The 15,852-nt window shown below is 69.9% G+C and carries 19 protein-coding genes; 10 read left to right on the plus strand and 9 right to left on the minus strand.

Annotated features, from left to right (window positions below):
* Positions 1-43 precede the first annotated feature (43 nt).
* A complete protein-coding gene (locus D0D37_RS17225; RefSeq protein ID WP_116201567.1) occupies positions 44-301 on the plus strand; it encodes a hypothetical protein in 258 nt (85 codons plus the stop codon).
* A gap of 294 nt (positions 302-595) precedes the next feature.
* Entirely contained in the window at positions 596-1,042 is a 447-nt protein-coding gene (locus tag D0D37_RS17230; RefSeq protein WP_244223547.1) for a DUF6292 family protein, read from the plus strand.
* A 133-nt stretch (positions 1,043-1,175) separates the two neighbouring features.
* Here the strand turns inward: D0D37_RS17230 and D0D37_RS17235 are convergent, their stop codons facing one another.
* On the minus strand, positions 1,176-2,072 hold the full coding sequence (locus D0D37_RS17235) for an acyl-CoA desaturase (RefSeq protein WP_116201568.1): 897 nt from the start codon (positions 2,070-2,072) through the stop codon (positions 1,176-1,178).
* A 396-nt stretch (positions 2,073-2,468) separates the two neighbouring features.
* Positions 2,469-2,672 carry a cold-shock protein gene (locus D0D37_RS17240; protein ID WP_037814060.1) on the minus strand — a complete coding sequence of 68 codons (204 nt, stop codon included), beginning with the start codon at positions 2,670-2,672 and terminating at the stop codon, positions 2,469-2,471.
* 388 nt (positions 2,673-3,060) lie between these two features.
* Between D0D37_RS17240 and D0D37_RS17245 the strand changes: the two genes are divergently transcribed.
* Positions 3,061-3,249, plus strand: coding sequence for a hypothetical protein (locus D0D37_RS17245; RefSeq protein WP_116201569.1), 189 nt, complete (start codon positions 3,061-3,063; stop codon positions 3,247-3,249).
* Positions 3,250-3,372: 123 nt separating this feature from the next.
* Here the strand turns inward: D0D37_RS17245 and D0D37_RS17250 are convergent, their stop codons facing one another.
* The 3 genes from D0D37_RS17250 to D0D37_RS17260 are packed head-to-tail and all read right to left on the minus strand — an operon-like array spanning position 3,373 to position 6,375.
* Positions 3,373-4,959, minus strand: coding sequence for a glycoside hydrolase family 13 protein (locus D0D37_RS17250; RefSeq protein ID WP_116201570.1), 1,587 nt, complete (start codon positions 4,957-4,959; stop codon positions 3,373-3,375).
* Positions 4,959-5,354 (minus strand): globin, encoded by a 396-nt coding sequence (locus D0D37_RS17255; RefSeq protein WP_116201571.1) that lies wholly within the window; start codon positions 5,352-5,354, stop codon positions 4,959-4,961. Before D0D37_RS17255 ends, D0D37_RS17250 begins: the two co-directional genes overlap by 1 nt.
* A gap of 19 nt (positions 5,355-5,373) precedes the next feature.
* On the minus strand, positions 5,374-6,375 hold the full coding sequence (locus tag D0D37_RS17260) for a mechanosensitive ion channel family protein (protein ID WP_162834281.1): 1,002 nt from the start codon (positions 6,373-6,375) through the stop codon (positions 5,374-5,376).
* Positions 6,376-6,786: 411 nt separating this feature from the next.
* Here D0D37_RS17260 and D0D37_RS48640 point away from each other — a divergent pair, with 411 nt between their 5' ends.
* Entirely contained in the window at positions 6,787-7,239 is a 453-nt protein-coding gene (locus D0D37_RS48640) for an HNH endonuclease (RefSeq protein ID WP_116201572.1), read from the plus strand.
* A 119-nt stretch (positions 7,240-7,358) separates the two neighbouring features.
* Here the strand turns inward: D0D37_RS48640 and D0D37_RS47965 are convergent, their stop codons facing one another.
* Positions 7,359-7,622 carry a hypothetical protein gene (locus D0D37_RS47965; RefSeq protein WP_244223549.1) on the minus strand — a complete coding sequence of 88 codons (264 nt, stop codon included), beginning with the start codon at positions 7,620-7,622 and terminating at the stop codon, positions 7,359-7,361.
* 55 nt (positions 7,623-7,677) lie between these two features.
* On the opposite strand from D0D37_RS47965, the gene D0D37_RS47970 reads away from it, so the two are divergent.
* The 3 genes from D0D37_RS47970 (at position 7,678) to D0D37_RS17280 (ending at position 8,883) form a co-directional block, all read left to right on the plus strand.
* Positions 7,678-7,851, plus strand: coding sequence for a hypothetical protein (locus D0D37_RS47970; RefSeq protein ID WP_244223550.1), 174 nt, complete (start codon positions 7,678-7,680; stop codon positions 7,849-7,851).
* Positions 7,852-8,159: 308 nt separating this feature from the next.
* Entirely contained in the window at positions 8,160-8,414 is a 255-nt protein-coding gene (ctaJ, locus tag D0D37_RS17275) for an aa3-type cytochrome oxidase subunit CtaJ (RefSeq protein WP_037715018.1), read from the plus strand.
* On the plus strand, positions 8,401-8,883 hold the full coding sequence (locus D0D37_RS17280; protein WP_116201574.1) for a DUF5130 family protein: 483 nt from the start codon (positions 8,401-8,403) through the stop codon (positions 8,881-8,883). Before ctaJ ends, D0D37_RS17280 begins: the two co-directional genes overlap by 14 nt.
* A gap of 595 nt (positions 8,884-9,478) precedes the next feature.
* Here D0D37_RS17280 and pepN read toward each other — a convergent pair.
* Entirely contained in the window at positions 9,479-12,046 is a 2,568-nt protein-coding gene (gene pepN / locus D0D37_RS17290) for an aminopeptidase N (RefSeq protein WP_116201618.1), read from the minus strand.
* Positions 12,047-12,223: 177 nt separating this feature from the next.
* Between pepN and D0D37_RS17295 the strand changes: the two genes are divergently transcribed.
* Positions 12,224-12,844: a mycothiol-dependent nitroreductase Rv2466c family protein gene (locus D0D37_RS17295; RefSeq protein ID WP_116201576.1), complete on the plus strand. Its 621-nt coding sequence runs from the start codon at positions 12,224-12,226 to the stop codon at positions 12,842-12,844.
* A 149-nt stretch (positions 12,845-12,993) separates the two neighbouring features.
* On the opposite strand, the gene D0D37_RS17300 is transcribed toward D0D37_RS17295, so the two are convergent.
* The gene (locus D0D37_RS17300; RefSeq protein ID WP_116201577.1) at positions 12,994-13,785 is read right to left on the minus strand and encodes an MBL fold metallo-hydrolase; all 792 of its coding nucleotides are present in this window, start codon (positions 13,783-13,785) and stop codon (positions 12,994-12,996) included.
* Positions 13,782-14,519, minus strand: a complete 738-nt coding sequence (locus tag D0D37_RS17305; RefSeq protein WP_116201578.1) for a 2-phosphosulfolactate phosphatase — start codon at positions 14,517-14,519, stop codon at positions 13,782-13,784. Before D0D37_RS17305 ends, D0D37_RS17300 begins: the two co-directional genes overlap by 4 nt.
* A 44-nt stretch (positions 14,520-14,563) precedes the next feature.
* Here D0D37_RS17305 and D0D37_RS17310 point away from each other — a divergent pair, with 44 nt between their 5' ends.
* Both D0D37_RS17310 and D0D37_RS17315 read left to right on the plus strand, forming a co-directional pair.
* Positions 14,564-15,037 carry a ribose-5-phosphate isomerase gene (locus D0D37_RS17310; protein ID WP_116201579.1) on the plus strand — a complete coding sequence of 158 codons (474 nt, stop codon included), beginning with the start codon at positions 14,564-14,566 and terminating at the stop codon, positions 15,035-15,037.
* Positions 15,037-15,846 (plus strand): Fpg/Nei family DNA glycosylase, encoded by an 810-nt coding sequence (locus tag D0D37_RS17315; protein ID WP_116201580.1) that lies wholly within the window; start codon positions 15,037-15,039, stop codon positions 15,844-15,846. The genes D0D37_RS17310 and D0D37_RS17315 overlap by 1 nt, the downstream gene beginning before the upstream one ends.
* Positions 15,847-15,852 lie beyond the last annotated feature (6 nt).

Raw genomic sequence — 15,852 nt, forward strand, 5'->3', positions numbered from 1 at the left:
GATTCTGCTGGCGGGCGCCGTCCGGCGATGTCATCGTGAACGAATGACCGAACCCGACGGCGACCCGACCGCGGACTTCCTCGCCGAGGTCCGGGCCGAGGAGACGCCGTGGCGCACCGACCGGCCCGCGGACGCTGATCTCGCGCCGGAAGCAGAGCCCGCGCCCGGCCGTGCCCGGTCGGTGGTGCGTGCGGTGGGCGAGGCCGCGCCGTATGTGCAGGCGGGGTTGTTCGCCGCGTGGGTGGCCACCTCGATCGCGGAATCGGCCGACGGCGGCCAGGCGGGCGATCTCGGCGGCTGATCTTGGCCGCTGGGAATCGGATCAGGCCGCGCCGGGTGTCCAAGCAGGACTGTTCGCCGCGTGGATCGCCACGTCGACAGCGGATTCCGCAGCCGATCGAGCGACTTCGGCGGCGGCCAGACGGGTTGATCTCGGCTGCGGGCTTGTCCCACCGGGTAGAGTCGGAGTCCGGTCCAGCTGCCGGATGCCCGATCCGGTGCGGCCCCGATCATCGCGTCCGCCGGCCTTCGCGCGATTCGCCGACCCCGGTGCGCCTCCCGCGCGAAGCGGAAGCGGCGGCGGAAGAGGAGACCCATGCTCCTGTCCGGTCCGGAACGCCCGATGTCCCTGCCCACCGCCGACGATCCGCAGGTGCTGCGGCAGGCATTGGCCGCGTATGTGCGCGAGGTCGCTGCCGCGGTCGGGGTGTCGGTGGAGTGCTCGTCGTGCGAGGTCACCGACACGATCACCGCGTACGTCGCGCTGAGCGGCCGGTCCCCGCGTTTCCCCGGCCGGGATCTGATGCTGCTGTGGACCATGCGGCAAGGCTGGTCGGTGGCGGTGGAGACGACGCCCGCCGAATCCCCGCAGCCGGTGGCCCAGCTGGGCGGCGACGTGACGCCCGCGCCGGAACGGGTGCGGCGGTTCGTCGCGGACATCCTGACCTCGGCCGACAAGACCGGAACCCCGGGGCCGGTGCTGGCGGTGTCGAGCCGCGGCGACCTGCGGACCCGGCTTGAGGAGCGGGTCCGCAGGGCCTGATCAGGCGGTTTTGAGTTTGCTCGCGAGCGGCCGCAGGTTCGTCGGACGGTCGTGAACCTGGAAGCAGGTGCTGGCGGTGTCAAGCCGCGGCGACCTGCGGACCCGACTCGGGGAGCGGGTCCGCAGGGTCTGCTCAGGCGGTTTTGAGCTTGCGGGCGAGCCGCTCCGCGCGAGGCCATCGCACGTGCGAGGCCCAGCGGAATTTCTCGAACATCCAGATCAGCCGCGCGGAGATGTCCAGCTGGCCGCGGCCGACGCCGTGGCGCGCGCCGGTCGGGTCGGCGTGGTGGGAGTTGTGCCAGGACTCGCCGAAGGACGCGATCGCCAGCGGCCAGAAGTTCGCCGAACGGTCGCGCGCCTCGAACGGGCGCTCGCCGATCAGGTGGCACAGCGAGTTGACCGACCAGGTCACGTGGTGCAGCACCGCGACCCGGACCAGCCCGGCCCAGAAGAACGCGGTCAGCGCGCCCCACCAGCTCATCGTGATCAGGCCGCCCAGCAGCGCGGGCAGCAGCAGCGTCGCGAGGGTCAGCACCGGGAACAGGCGGTCGACGGTCCGCAGGTCGGTGTCGTCGAGCAGGTCCGGGGCGAAGCGGCGCGGGTTGGTCCGGTCGCGGCCGAACAGCCAGCCCATGTGCGCGTGCCAGAAGCCCTTCGCGAGCGCGGCGGGCGACGTGCCGAAGCGCCACGGCGAATGCGGGTCGCCGTCGCGGTCGGAGTACGCGTGGTGGCGGCGGTGGTCGGCGACCCAGTCGATCACCGGTCCCTGCATGGCCATGCTTCCCGCGACGGCGAGCGCGATCCGCAGCCCGCGGCGGGCGCGGAACGAACCGTGCGTGAAGTACCGGTGGAAGCCGACGGTGATGCCGAGGCCGCTGACGCAGTAGAACGCGGCGGCGAGGCCGATGTCCAGCCAGCTGAGGCCCCAGCCCCAGGCCAGCGGCACCGCGGCGGCGACCGCGACGAGGGGGACGACGGCGAAGAGCTTCACCAGGAATGCCTCGGTGCCGCTTTTCTGTCCGGCGAGCATGGGCTGGGGCGATTTCGGGGGACGCTGGACGGTGCTCTGGGTGTCGATGGGTAACGCTCCTGTCGAGCTGGTCCGGCCGCCGCGCTCTGCGGGGCCGAGGCCGGTGCCGCGGCGGGTGTCCAGGGCGGAAGGGGAGCCGCCGCGGAGGGATGCGCCGTGCGTGCGAACTGACGACCAGGCAGGGGAGGGCCTCAGGGCCAGTCGCGACCTGCTCTGGTCAACGGGTGATCTTCCGTCCGGGTTCCCGGGACACGGAAGACCTTGCGCGGCCGGGGAAATTCACCGGCGCGCCAGAAAATGCCGAGCGATTTCGGCTGCCGAGGGCGGAAAAGTCCGCTTCGGCGCGGGTCCCCTGGTGCGGAAAACCTTCCGCACCAGGGGAAACACCAGCGGAACTCAGATGGCGCGGACGCCGGTGGCCTGCGGGCCCTTCTGGCCCTGGCCGACCTCGAACTCCACGCGCGCGTTTTCCTCAAGGCTGCGGAACCCGTTGCCCTGGATCTCCGAGTAGTGCACGAACACGTCGGCGCTGCCGTCGTCCGGGCTGATGAACCCGAAGCCCTTTTCGGCGTTGAACCACTTCACGGTGCCTTGCGTCATAAAAACTGTCTCCATCGGACTAAACAGCAGATGCCACCTCGGCATCCGGGCCGGCGACCGACGGTGTGCCTTCCGAAAAGAGAAACACCACGCCCGCTACATCTTGCGAGCGTGGCTGCGGGACGTACCCACCGCACGAACACAAAACACGACCGCAACCAGTAAAGCACGCCCGGGCCGGTCCCACCAGGGCTGCCGCCCGAAAGGTCCATTGTGGACCTGGCGGCGCGCGGCCGGGGACGGGAGTGCGGGCAGGTCGGGGGCGGGGAGTAGCGTCAGCACCGTCGAGAAGTCTCACCGTGCGCCGGCGTTCGAGCCGGCGTCGTCCCCGGCGGATCCGCCCCGAACGGAGCCGCCGGTGGCCCCTTCCACCTCGACGAGGAGCGACATGCGCTCGGAACGACGTCCGCTGTCCGCCGAAACCAGTGAATTCGCCCGTGCCCGGGTCTCCGCCGAACTAGACCTGCGCGTCCAGCAGGAACACGCCGCCCGCACCGTCGCCGGTCACGCGCACGACGTCGACGACCTGCGGGGATTGCTCGACATGCTCGGCCTGGAGGCGGGCGCCCGCGTCTGACCTGCCCCAGCGGTCCCCTCAGGGCGCGTAGGTCGTGAGGGGAACCCTGCGGGACTCAGAGTCCGTGAAGGTTCCCCTCACGGACCGCAGGACAGCCGCGCCGCCCACCAGCAGGCGGGGAAGTTACCCGAGCCAGGCCGCCGAGTCCGGCGCCAGCCTGCCGTCGACCAGCGGACTGCTGGTGAGCAGCACTTCTCCCGGCGGCAGGGCGATCGAACTGGCCGAGGTGTTCAGCGCGCAGATCAGCCCGCCCCGGCCGCGGCGGAATGCGAAGCAGCCAGCGGGCGCGCCGTACCATTCCAACTCGTCGCCGCCTCGGAACGCCGGATGGTGTTTCCGCAGCTCCACCGCGCGCCGGTACAGCGAAAGCGTCGATTCCGGGTCTTCGAGCTGCCGTTCCACGGTGAGCGAAGCCCAGTCCGCGGGCATCGGCAGCCAGGTCTGCGCGGTGCGCGAAAACCCGTACGGCGGGAGCGTGCCCTCCCAGGGCAGCGGCACCCGCTCGCCGTCCCGGCTGAACTCCGGGCCCTGCGTGCGGGCGCGCGGGTCGGTCATCGCCTCGAGCGGCAGGTCGGCGTTCGGCAGGCCCAGCTCTTCGCCCTGGTAGAGATACACCGCACCGGGCAGGGCGAGTTCCACCAGCGCCATCGCGCGCGCCCGGCGGACCCCGGCCGCGCCGCCGCCGTAACGGCTCGCCGCGCGCCAGACGTCGTGATTGGACAGCGTCCAGGTCGCCGGAGCGCCCGCCGCGCGCGGCACCGCCAGCGAACGCTCGATCGACGTGCGCATCGCGTCCGCGTCGAAATGCGTGAGCACCAGGCGGAAGTTGAACGCCAGATGAAGTTCGTCCGGCCGCAGGTAGCGCGCCAGCCGCTCCTCGTCCTGCACCCAGATCTCGCCGACGGCCATCGCGTCCGGGTACTCGTCGAGCACCTTGCGGATCAGCTGGTGCACCTCGTGCACGCCGTCGTCGTCGAACCGCGGATCGCCGAACGCGCCGCCGCCGTGCGCGGGCGTGTCCGGGTCCATGTCGGGCAGCCCGGCGGGCTTGGCCATGCCGTGCGCGACGTCGATCCGGAACCCGTCGACGCCCCGGTCCAGCCAGAACCGCAGGGTGCGCTCGAGATCGGCGCGGACGTCCGGGTTGGCCCAGTTCAGGTCGGGCTGCTGCGGCGCGAACAGGTGCAGGTACCACTGCCCGTCCGGCACCCGCGTCCACGCCGGGCCGCCGAACACGCTGACCCAGTTGTTGGGCGGTTCGGCTCCGCCGGGACCGCGTCCGGCGCGGAAGTGGTAGCGCTCCCGCTCCGGGCTGCCCGGCCCGGCGGCCAGCGCGGACTTGAACCACGCGTGCTGGTTGCTCGTGTGGTTGGGCACCACGTCCACGGTGACCCGGATGCCGCGCCGGTGCGCCTCGGTGAGCAGCACGTCGAAGTCGCCGAGGGTGCCGAACATCCGGTCGACGCCGCGCGGGTCCGCCACGTCGTAGCCGTGGTCGGCCATCGGCGACGGGTAGAACGGCGTCAGCCACAGCGCGTCGACGCCCAGCAGCTCCAGGTAGCCGAGCTTGCTGCGGATGCCTTCGAGGTCGCCGATGCCGTCCTCGCCCGAATCGGCGAACGACCGCACGTAGATCTCGTAGAACACCGCGTCCGACCACCACGACGGCCGCGGGCGGTCCGGCCGCCGTCCCGCGACCTTCCGTCTCATCAGACGAAGCTGTTCATCATGCTGTGCGCGGCCATTTCCAGGTACGCCCACAGCTGGCTGAGGTACGGCTCGGGAAGGTTCTCCTCGTCGATCGCGATCCGGATGCAGCGCAGCCACGCGTCGCGTTCGATCGGGCCGATCTTGAACGGCGCGTGCCGCATCCGCAGCCGGGGGTGGCCGCGCTGGTCGGAGTAGGTGTGCGGACCGCCCCAGTACTGGATGAGGAACAGCCGGAACCGCTCCTCCGCCGGGCCGAGGTCCTCCTCCGGGTAGAGCGGGCGCAGCACCTCGTCGCGGGCCACTTCCTCGTAGAACCGCTTGATGATCCGGCGGAAGGTCGGTTCGCCGCCCACCGCCTCGTACAGGTTCGCCGGTTCCGGCTCGCTCACAGACACACCTCCATCTTGCCCTGCCTCAGCTGCGCTGCGCGCCCGACTGCTTGTCCTGCATGGACGACAGCAGCCGGCCGAGCGGCGGTTCGAAACCGGCCTCCTCGAGCGCGCCGAGCAGCTGCCCGCGCAGCTTCCGCTGCACCGCCCACTGCTTGCCCGGTCGCACCTTGACCGTCAGCCGCAACACGATCCCCTCCGGCGTGACCTGTTCGACGCCGAGCAACTCCGGCGGCTCCAGCACGTTCGCCGACAGCGCGTCCGTTTCGACCGCCTTCGTGGCCGCGCTGCTGAGCACCTCGGTCGCCCGGTCGACGTCTGCGGAGTAGCTCAGCGGGACGTCCACCACGGCGTAGGCGAAGCCCTGGCTGGAGTTGCCGACGCGCAGCACCTCGCCGTTGCGGACGTACCAGACGGTGCCCTTGAGGTCGCGCAGCGTGGTGATGCGCAGGCCGACCGCCTCGACGGTGCCGGTCGCTTCGCCGATGTCCACGACGTCGCCGACGCCGTACTGGTCCTCGATCATCATGAACATCCCGGAAAGGAAGTCCTTGACCAGGTTCTGCGCGCCGAATCCGAGCGCTACGCCGACGATGCCGGCGGACGCGATGATCGGGGCCAGGTCGATGCCCAGTTCGCCGAGCACGAGGATGAACGCGAGGCCGTAGATCAGGAACGTGGAGCCGGACTTCAGCACTGAGCCGATGGTCTTGGCCCGCTGCCTGCGGCGTTCCGTCACCGCCGTGCCGAGCATGTCCGGCGCGCGTTCGCGCAGCGGTCTCAACAGCGTCGGGATTTTGCCGCCGCTGCCCGAGGCCGGAAGCGTGGTGACCCGCTCGATCAGCCGTTTGGTGAGAAATCGCACCACGAAGGCGACGACCAGGATCAGGACGATCTTCAGCGGCTTCGTGAGGAGCCAGCCCGCCGACGCGGCGAGCCACTCGTTGTGCGTGACCGAATAGACCTGGGCGCACCACGTCCCGGTCTCGGAGATGCAGGCGGGTGGAGCGCTGAGCACGGCATTCACTGGCTGAGATTGTCCTTTCTCGTTTCTTCGCCCCGGCGGCGCGCAGGCGGCCGCGGGGTGGCCGCCGGGTCGCGGGTATGTGACACGTCACAGAACACGCGTGCGCCGGGGCCCTGATGTGTGGTCGACTATGCCTGCACCGGTGGAGGTGGTCGAGTGCCAGACCGACAACCCGTCCCCCTCGGCGGCGCCGGCCAAGCCATGGCCGAGCTGCCGCCGGAGGCGATCCTGCGTGCCTGCCCGGGAGGGTCCGCATCCGGCGGCTCCGTCCCGTCCGGGCCGGGGACCCGTCCAGGGGGAGCTTCCCGTCCGCCCGGACAGCGTAGAGCCCGCGATCCGGTCGCCCCGGCATGGGGGCGGCGCCGGGTCCTCCTGCTCAACGCCACTTTCGAGCCGCTGACCGCGGTGCCGATGCGGCGTGCGGTGGTGCTCGTCATGTGCGGCAAGGCGGAGGTCGTGCACGGCGATCCGGGCGGCGTCGAACTGCACGCCGCGACGGTGTCGCTGCCCGTCCCGTCGGTGATCCGGCTCAGCAACTACGTGCGGGTGCCCTACCGGGCGCAGGTGCCGCTCACCCGCGCCGGGCTGATGCACCGGGACCGGCACCGCTGCGCCTACTGCGGCGGCCGGGCCGAGACGATCGACCACGTCGTCCCGCGCAGCAAGGGCGGTCCGCACAGCTGGACCAACTGCGTGGCCTGCTGCGCGAAGTGCAATCACCGCAAGGCCGACCGGCTCCTGTCGGAGATCGGCTGGCGGCTGCGCGTGGTGCCGCGCGCTCCGCACGGCCCGCACTGGCGGCTGCTGGCGCATTCCAAAGAGGCCGATCCGCTGTGGCGGCCGTATCTCGGGTCGGCGGCCTAGCCTCCCGGACCCGGACACGTCGGCGCCCCGGCTGCCTGTGCGGCGGCCGGGGCGAGCCGATGGATCTCGCTCGACGCGTCTTGTCCGGTGCTGGGCGGTGCTTGCTGCGCCGGTTGTGCTCAGGCGGCGAGGCTGTAGTCGGCCTGGCAGGCGACGCGGGTGCCCATCGTGACCCGGGTGCCGCGCGTGACACGAGTGCCGCGGGTGACCCGGGTGCCCATGGTGACGCGGGTTCCGGCGGTGACCCGGGTTCCGCGCGTGACGCGGGTGCCCATCGTGACGCGCGTGCCCATCGTGACCCGTGTGCCGCAGGTGACGCGGGTCCCCGCCGTGACGCGAGTGCCCCGGGTGACCCGGGTCCCGCGCGTGACGCGGGTGCCCATCGTGACGCGTGTTCCGGCCGTGACGTGGGTCCCGCAGGTAACGCGGGTTCCCCTGGTGACTCGAGTTCCCATGGTGACCCGGGTACCCATTGCCAGGCGAGTGCCCGCGGTGACCCGGGTTCCGCGGCTGACCCGAGTGCTGCGCGTAACCCTGGTGCCGGACGTGACCCGCGTTCCGGGCACGAATCCGGTCTCGCTGGGTGACGAAATGGTCTCGGCGATCGCCTGAGCGGGGGGCTGGACGCTCTGCATGAGGGGTCCTCCTGGAACCGGTGCGTAACGGGCTGGGGCGGGGGAGGCGGGCGCAAGGCCCGTACAGGTGAAAAAGCTACGAGGATTTCAAGGTTCGGACAAGCCGGTATCGCCCGGTACGGCCGCCTGTACGGCGAGTTGCCATCTTTCGGCCCGCAGCCCTTCGCCCCAACGTTCCAGCGGCGGCGGGCCAAGCGGCGGACGGCGCCTCAGCGACGACGAACGGTCACGCCTGCTCGCGGTGTCGCGCGGTGGCTCCGAAAGGCATCCGATACGCTCACCGGCGTGAACGTTGTCGAGACGATCCTGGTCTACGCGGTGATTCCCGGGGCCATTTACTTCGTGGTCGGCGCCGCGACCTTGCGGAAGAAGTTCTCGGGGACGCCGCGGTACCGGCCGGGGCAGCCGTGGGAGTACCCCGCGATGTGGTGGACCGCCAACCCGGACGGCGTAGGAGCCGGCCACGCGCCGGCGGTTGACGTGAATGCGGCGCCCGCGGGCGCTTCGACGGCCGCAGGAGGCGCTCGTGGCAAGTGGTGAAGTGACCCAGACCGCGGTCGCGGAGAAGGACCTGGCCTTCGGCGAGGTCATCACCAACAGCGGCCGCCTGTCCGCGGCGAAGATGTACGAGCCCGCGGCCCCGACGAGCCCGTTCACGGTGCAGCAGCTCGCGCGCCTGGACGAGGCCCTGACCTTCGCGACCCGCGAAACCGGCCTCGGCTTCAGCATCTACCTGGGCGACCTGGGCGAAGACACCCGCGCCGGCGCGGAAAAGCTGCACGCCGCCACCGACGACCCCACGAACGCGGTCCTGCTGGGCGTTTCGCCCGCGCAGCGCGCGATCGAGATCGTCACCGGCGAACGCGCCCACTCGCGCCTGCCCGACCGCGGCGCGAACCTGGCCGTGGCGAGCATGGTGGCCTCCTTCAAGGAAGGCGACCTCACAGGCGGCCTGGTCAACGCCCTGCGCATGCTGAGCGACCAAGCGGGCCCCGCCTCGAAGCACTAACCGAGCCCCGAACGTCCAAGAGCCGTCCCGCACCGCGCGGGGCGGCCCTTTCTACGTTCTGGCCAAGACAAGTCCGTGAAGGCCACCCTCACGGCGGCCAAGTCCGTGAGGGGAACCTTCACGGACTCAGAGTCCCTCAGGGTTCCCCTCACGACCCGCCGCAGTCCGTGAGGGCCACCTTCACGGCGGCCGAGTCCGTGAGGGGAACCTTCACGACTCTCCACCGTCCGTGAGGGGCCCCTTCACGGACTTAGATTCCCTCAAGGGGCCCTTCACGGACCACCCGCCCAGCGGCCCCCGCCGGGATGCGCCCCAACGTGGCATTGGGTGCGTCAGACGCACCGAACGCCACATTGGATGCGTCGCATGCACCCACCACATCGGGACGCCAGCCGCCCTACCCAACCGCCGCCAACGCACTCAACAGATCCATGCAGCCAGACCCGGCCCTGCACCCCGATACGAAGCCAAAAACACGGGCTGAGGGTGCTTGTCAAGGCATCTTTCCCGCCTTGACAAGCACCCTCAGCCCGTAGTCACCATCAGCTTCGGGGTGCCCAACGCAACGCGCTTGCGTCAAATCCCCAAGAAAAACTCAACCCTGGCTATCGAAATCCCGAGCAGCCAACGCCCGAACAATCCCTGCCCGCCCCTCGGAAACAAGCCGCCGCAACGCAGCGGGATGCTCCCCGGCAAGCCACTCGTCCGAAGCATTCACCGTAGCCGCCTCAACAGCCCAAGACGGATACAACCCAATAGCCGTAGGCTGCGCCCGCTCACTAGACCGCCGAGCCCAAACGTCGTCGATAACCTCGAAGTACCGCTCGATGTACTCCCCGAGCAAATGCTTCTGCCCCGGATGCGAGAACCCGGAAATCAACGCATCGCTAACCGCATTGGGAATCTCGTCGTCGTAAATGGCACGCTGCCAAGTATCAGCCTTAGCCTCCGCCGTAGGCTGCAACGCCCGGGACCGCTCAGCATGCCGCCGCCCAGCTGCGGTGTCATCCCGCTCCTGCTCGGCATTGATCTCGTCCGCACCAGCCTTGCCGTGCGCGACCAACGCCTGCAGCAACCGCCACCGCAGATCCGTGTCCACAGTGAGCCCCGGCAACGGCGCGGACCCGTCCAGCCACCCAGCGATCTCAGCCGAAATCTCGTCGCTCAACACCCCGCCAGCCAGCGAATTCACAAACGCCAGCTGATGATCCGACCCAGCCTCCGCGGTACGAGCCAGCTCCAGCAACCGCCCGCTCAACGCGGGCCAGCCCTCCGAAGCAGCCCACTTCTGATCGGCATAGGAGTTGAGTGCGGTCTGCGCCTGCAACAGCAGTCGCTGCACCACGCCGACCTCGCTCTCGGCGTGCATCCCGCGCGCCACCAGCGTGACGAAGTCGCGGGCCTTCAGCTCGGCCTCGCGTGTCATCTCCCACGCGGCCGACCAGCACAGCGTGCGCGGCAGCGATTCGGTGATGTCGCCGATCCGGTCGATCAGCGTGGTCAGCGACGCCGGGTCGAGCCGCATCCGGCAGTAGGTCAGGTCGTCGTCGTTGACCAGCACGAGCTTGCCCGCGGCCTGGCCGACCAGGTCCGGCACCTCGGTGCGTTCGCCGGTGACGTCCAGCTCGACGCGGCGGGTGCGGACGATCTTTCCGTCGCCGTCCTCGTCGTACACACCGACCGCGACGCGGTGCGTGCGCAGCTCGCCGGCACCCGGCTTCGCGCCGGTCTGCACGACGGCGAACGACGCGAAAGTGCCGTCCGCGGCGATCTCGTAGCGCGGGCTGAGCGAGTTGAGGCCGGTGGTCTCCAGCCACTCCGCGCTCCACCACGACAGGTCGCGGCCGGACGCTTCTTCCAGCGCCGCCAGCAGGTCGGCGAGGGTGGCGTTGCCCCACGCGTGCTTGCCGAAGTAGACCTTGAGGCCGTCGAGGAAGTGCTCGATGCCGACGTAGGACACCAGCTGCTTGAGGACGCTCGCGCCCTTGGCGTAGGTGATGCCGTCGAAGTTGACCTCGACCGCGTGCAGGTCGACGATGTCGGCCGCGATCGGGTGCGTCGAGGGCAGCTGGTCCTGGCGGTAGGCCCAGGACTTCTCGATGTTCGCGAAGCTGGTCCAGGCGTTCTTGTACTCGGTCGCCTCGGCCTGGGCGAACACGCTCGCGAAGGTCGCGAACGACTCGTTCAGCCACAGGTCGTCCCACCAGCGCATGGTGACCAGGTCGCCGAACCACATGTGCGCCATCTCGTGCAGCAGCGTCTCGGCGCGCCGCTCGTAGGCGTAGCGGGTGACGCGGCTGCGGAAGACGTAGTCCTCGAGGAAGGTGACCGCGCCGGCGTTCTCCATCGCGCCCGCGTTGAACTCCGGCACGAACAGCTGGTCGTACTTGGAGAACGGGTACGGGGTGCCGAATTTCTCGTGGTAGAAGGCGAAACCCTGTTTGGTTTCGACGAACAGCCGCTCGGCGTCCATGTGCTCGGCGAGCGACGCGCGGCAGTAGATGCCGAGCGGGATGGTGCGGTGCTCGTCGCGGAACTCGTCGGTCCATTCCGCGTACGGGCCGGCGACGAGCGCCACCAGGTAGGTGGAGATGCGCTCGGATTCGGCGAACTGCGTGCGGCGCGCGCCGTCCTCGGTGTCCTCGGCGCTTTCGACCAGCGCGTTGGACACGACCTTCCAGTCGCGCGGGGCGTGCACGGCGAGCCGGTAGACGGACTTGAGGTCCGGCTGGTCGAAGCAGGCGAACATGCGCTTCGCGTCGGCGGTCTCGAACTGGGTGTAGAGGTAGGCGCCGTCGTCGACCGGGTCGACGAACCGGTGCAGGCCCTCGCCGGTGTTCATGTAGCGGCAGTCGGCGGTGACGACGAGTTCGTTGTCCGCGGCAAGGCCGGGCAGCGCGATGCCCTTTTCCTCGGCGTAGCCGCTGACATCGAGCTCGGCGCCGTTCAGCACGGCGGAGCGCACGCCTTCGGCGACGAGGTCGATCCACGAGGCTTCGCCGGGACGGCTGCTGGAGAACCGCACCGTGGTGGTGGAGCGGAAGATTTTCTCCCCTGGACGGCCGTGGCCGTCGGTCAGGTCCAGCTCGATGTCGTAGGACGACACGTCCAGCAGGCCGGAGCGCTGCTTGGCTTCGTCACGCGTCAGGTTGGGGGCGGGCACGGGCACCTCTGGTCTTCGGTTCCGGTTGGCACGACGTTCAGCATCCAATCATGACGGGCCCGGAACCGGCGACCAGGGAACAATGCGGAGGCCTTCCCGCGTTGCCTCGCAGTGCGGGGGTTTGCCCCGTCCTCCGGCGAATGCCGGGGAGCAGCCTCGCCGAGGAGCCCGTGAAAAATGACTGACTCGTCCCAGCCCGCGAAGGTGGACTTCTTCTTCGACCCGATCTGCCCGTTCGCCTGGATCTCGTCGCGGTGGATCCTCGAGGTCGAGAAGCACCGGGAACTGGACCTGAACTTCCGGGTGATGAGCCTGTCGGTGCTGAACGAAGGCCGCGAGGACCTGCCCGAGCGGTACAAGGCGCTGCTGAGCGAGGGCTGGGCTCCGGTTCGCGTCGCCACCGCGCTCGCGCAGACCCAGGGCCAGGAAGCCGTGCGCGACTTCTACACCGAGTTCGGCACCCGCTACCACAACCAGCACAACGAGGACCGCACGCTGGTCATCAAGGAAGCGCTGGCCGCGATCGGCGCCCCGGCCGAACTCGCCGAGGCGGGCGAATCGACCGAATACGACGAGGCGCTGCGCAAGAGCCACCACGAGGGCATGGACCCGGTGGGCATGGACGTCGGCACGCCGACCATCCACGTCAACGGGGCCGCGTTCTTCGGCCCGGTGCTGTCGTCGATCCCGCGGGGCGAGGACGCGTTGAAGGTGTTCGACGGCGCGGTCGCGCTGGCCAGCTACCCGGACTTCTTCGAGCTGAAGCGCACCCGGACCGGGGGCCTGAACTTCGACTGACCGACTCCCTCGTGAGTGTTTATGCCGGTTCTAACCGGCGTAAACACTCACGAGTCCCGCACGTTTTGCCCGCACCGCCAAGGCCGTCACGTCCGGCAGCGCGCCGGGGCCTCGTGAGCGGCGATGCCGGTTCTAACCGGCACGAACACTCACGAGAACCCAAGCGCCGCCCTGGTGACGTCCTCCGGGTACGGCGACCCCCGCAACGCCTCTTCCCGCGACGCCCCGCGCGTCTTCAGCTCATGCAGCCGCAGCAGCCCGTCGCGATGCGTGCGCACGAACGCTTCGTCCACCGGATCGCCGTGCCCCGGCACGACGATCCGCGGCTCCAGCGCGAGCAGCGCGTCCATCGCCGCGGCCCACGCATCAAGTTCGTCGTCCGGACCGAACGAGTACGCGGTGAAGCCGTGCGGCCCGTGCTCTACGACGTCTCCGGCGAAGACGACGTCGGCGTCCGGCACGTGCACCAGCAGGTCGTGGTCGGTGTGCGCGAGGCCGGGGTGCACCAGGGTCACGGTGCGGCCGCCGAGGTCGAGTTCGGCGCGGTCGCTCACGAGGCGGTCGGGCGGCATGAGCCCGGTGCGCTCGATGGCGTCGGCGATTTCCGGCTTGCCCTCTTTGCGGTAGTGGGCCGCCCAGGTTTGTTTGTCGGCTTCGCCGTTCTTCAGCATCGCCTGCAGGCAGCCGGGGTGGGCCCAGATGTCGCACGGCAGGAACGGCGTGGTGCCGAAGGCGTGGTCGAAATGCGCGTGCGTGTAGACGACCGACCACGGCAGCTCGGTCAGTTCGCGGACCGCGGCGGCGAATTCGGCGCCCTGGTCGACGTCGCCGCGGGTGTCGATCACCAGGCACTGCTCCTGGCCGAGCACCAAGCCGGTGGTGAGGTCCAGTTCGTCGTACCGGCGGGCGAAAACCCCGTCGGCCACCTCGGTCCAGCTCATCGCCCCTCCAGAATTCCGTGTGACAGCCTTGCCACGCTATCGCTGACATCCTGTTGCGCAGCGAGAAATACGTCGTTCCCATGGCCGGTCGCGGCGAGTTCGCGGCCGGAGGTGCAGGTGCGCAGCGCGGCCGGGACGTCGGTGGCCGCGTAGGCAGCCGCCGCGAGCGCGGCTTCGGCGGACCGTGAGCCGGTCAACGCGCTGACGATCGCGCCCGCGCCCAACTGGTCTTCGACGCACGGTCGCAGCGGCCCGAACTCAGCGCCTTCTCCGAACATATCGACGCCCCAACGCTCCCCGGCCGGAATCACGCCGATCGGCCGTCCGTCGGCGATTTCCTCGGCTTTCGCCGCGGCCGCTGACGCATTCCGCAGGCAACCCGCCAATACGTGCGCGCCGGTTTTCGCCGCGGCGGCGCAGAGCGACGCGCCGTTGGGGGAGGGGAGCGCGAGGAGTGTGCCGGACGGGATCTCCGTCACAGAAGACGGCCGGAGCGTCCATTCCTCTTCTCCCGCGACCACCGCTCCAGCCCCGCGCGCCTCGGCGATTCCGCGTTCGTCGCGCCACCGCACCGGCAGCACCCGGCCGCCGCGGCCGATGACGAGATCCGTTGTGGTGCTGAAGGAAAGCACGTCCACGATGATCAGCACCGCGCACTCCCGGCCGAGGATCCCGACGCCTTCGCCACCCCATTCGAGCCGGACGTCCGCGCCGTGCTGCGCTGCGATGTCCACCCCCGGAGCATGCCGGGTCGGCGGCGAGATGGCACACTCCCGCTGTGCGTGTCTACTTGGGATCCGACCATGCCGGTTTCGAGCTGAAGAACCACCTTGTCCGCCACCTCGGCGAACAGGGGCACGAGGTGACCGACATCGGTCCGTTCGTCTACGACGCGGCCGACGACTACCCGGCGTTCTGCGTCGAAACCGCGCGCCGCGTGGCCGCCGACGAGGGCAGCCTCGGGATCGTCATCGGCGGGTCCGGCAACGGCGAGCAGATCGCCGCGAACAAGGTGCCGGGAATCCGCGCCGGACTCGGCTGGAGCGTCGAAACCGCGCAGCTGACCCGCGAGCACAACCACGCCCAGGTGCTGGGCGTCGGCGCCCGGATGCACACCGAGGAGCAGGCCACCGAGATCGTCGAGGCGTTCCTGGCCACGCCGGTGGACCCGGCCGAACGCCACGTGCGGCGCGTGCAGCAGCTGCTCGACTACGAGCGCACCGGCACCCCGCCCGCGTTGCCGGAGGCCTGATGCCCGAGGGGCACACGCTCCATCGGCTGGCCCGTCTCCACAAACGCCGGTACGCCGGCGAACCGGTCGCGGTGAGCAGTCCGCAGGGCCGGTTCGCCGCGGAGGCGGAGAAACTCGACGGGCAGGTGCTCGTTTCCGCTGAGGCGTACGGGAAACATCTGTTCCACCACTACGGTCCTTTGGGGACAGTCCATGTCCACTTAGGTCTGTACGGCACGTTCGGCGAGGCCGAGCTTCCCGAAGCCGAGCCGGTCGGCCAGGTGCGGATGCGGCTCGTCGGCCGGACCCACTGGACCGACCTGCGCGGCCCGACGCGGTGCGAACTGCTGGACCCGGCACAGGTCGACGCGATCAAAGCCCGGCTGGGTCCGGACCCGCTGCGCCGTGACGCGAAGCCGGATCGTGCGTGGGAAAGGATTTCGCGTTCTCGTACGACGATCGCCGCGTTGCTGATGGATCAGGCGGTGCTGGCCGGGGTCGGGAACGTTTATCGCGCGGAAGTGCTGTTCCGGCACGGGATTTCGCCGATGGTCCCGGGACGGTCGCTGGACCGCGCGCTGTGGGACGACATCTGGGCGGACCTGGTGACGCTGATGCGCGCCGGGGTTCGGGTCGGGCGAATCGACACGGTCGCGCCGGAGCATTTGCCTGCCGCGATGGGCCGGGCGCCGCGGGAGGACCGGCACGGGGGCGAGGTTTACGTTTACCGGCGGGCTGGAATGCCGTGTTTGATTTGCGGGACTCCGGTGGCGCAGAAGGAATTGGCTGCGCGGAATCTTTATTGGTGCCCTGCTTGCCAGCCTGCTTGAGCTGAA

It is taken from the genome of Amycolatopsis circi (assembly GCF_003385235.1).
GTDB classification, from domain to species: domain Bacteria; phylum Actinomycetota; class Actinomycetes; order Mycobacteriales; family Pseudonocardiaceae; genus Amycolatopsis; species Amycolatopsis circi.

Bases quoted from the DNA above. Each gene is read 5' to 3' on its own strand.
- D0D37_RS17225 (WP_116201567.1), top strand. From the start codon at position 44: ATGACCGAACCCGACGGCGACCCGACCGCGGACTTCCTCGCCGAGGTC.
- D0D37_RS17230 (WP_244223547.1), top strand. From the start codon at position 596: ATGCTCCTGTCCGGTCCGGAACGCCCGATGTCCCTGCCCACCGCCGAC.
- D0D37_RS17235 (WP_116201568.1), bottom strand. From the start codon at position 2,072: ATGCTCGCCGGACAGAAAAGCGGCACCGAGGCATTCCTGGTGAAGCTC.
- D0D37_RS17240 (WP_037814060.1), bottom strand. From the start codon at position 2,672: ATGACGCAAGGCACCGTGAAGTGGTTCAACGCCGAAAAGGGCTTCGGG.
- D0D37_RS17245 (WP_116201569.1), top strand. From the start codon at position 3,061: ATGCGCTCGGAACGACGTCCGCTGTCCGCCGAAACCAGTGAATTCGCC.
- D0D37_RS17250 (WP_116201570.1), bottom strand. From the start codon at position 4,959: ATGAGACGGAAGGTCGCGGGACGGCGGCCGGACCGCCCGCGGCCGTCG.
- D0D37_RS48640 (WP_116201572.1), top strand. From the start codon at position 6,787: ATGCGGCGTGCGGTGGTGCTCGTCATGTGCGGCAAGGCGGAGGTCGTG.
- D0D37_RS47965 (WP_244223549.1), bottom strand. From the start codon at position 7,622: ATGGGCACCCGCGTCACGCGCGGGACCCGGGTCACCCGGGGCACTCGC.
- D0D37_RS17295 (WP_116201576.1), top strand. From the start codon at position 12,224: ATGACTGACTCGTCCCAGCCCGCGAAGGTGGACTTCTTCTTCGACCCG.
- D0D37_RS17300 (WP_116201577.1), bottom strand. From the start codon at position 13,785: ATGAGCTGGACCGAGGTGGCCGACGGGGTTTTCGCCCGCCGGTACGAC.
- D0D37_RS17315 (WP_116201580.1), top strand. From the start codon at position 15,037: ATGCCCGAGGGGCACACGCTCCATCGGCTGGCCCGTCTCCACAAACGC.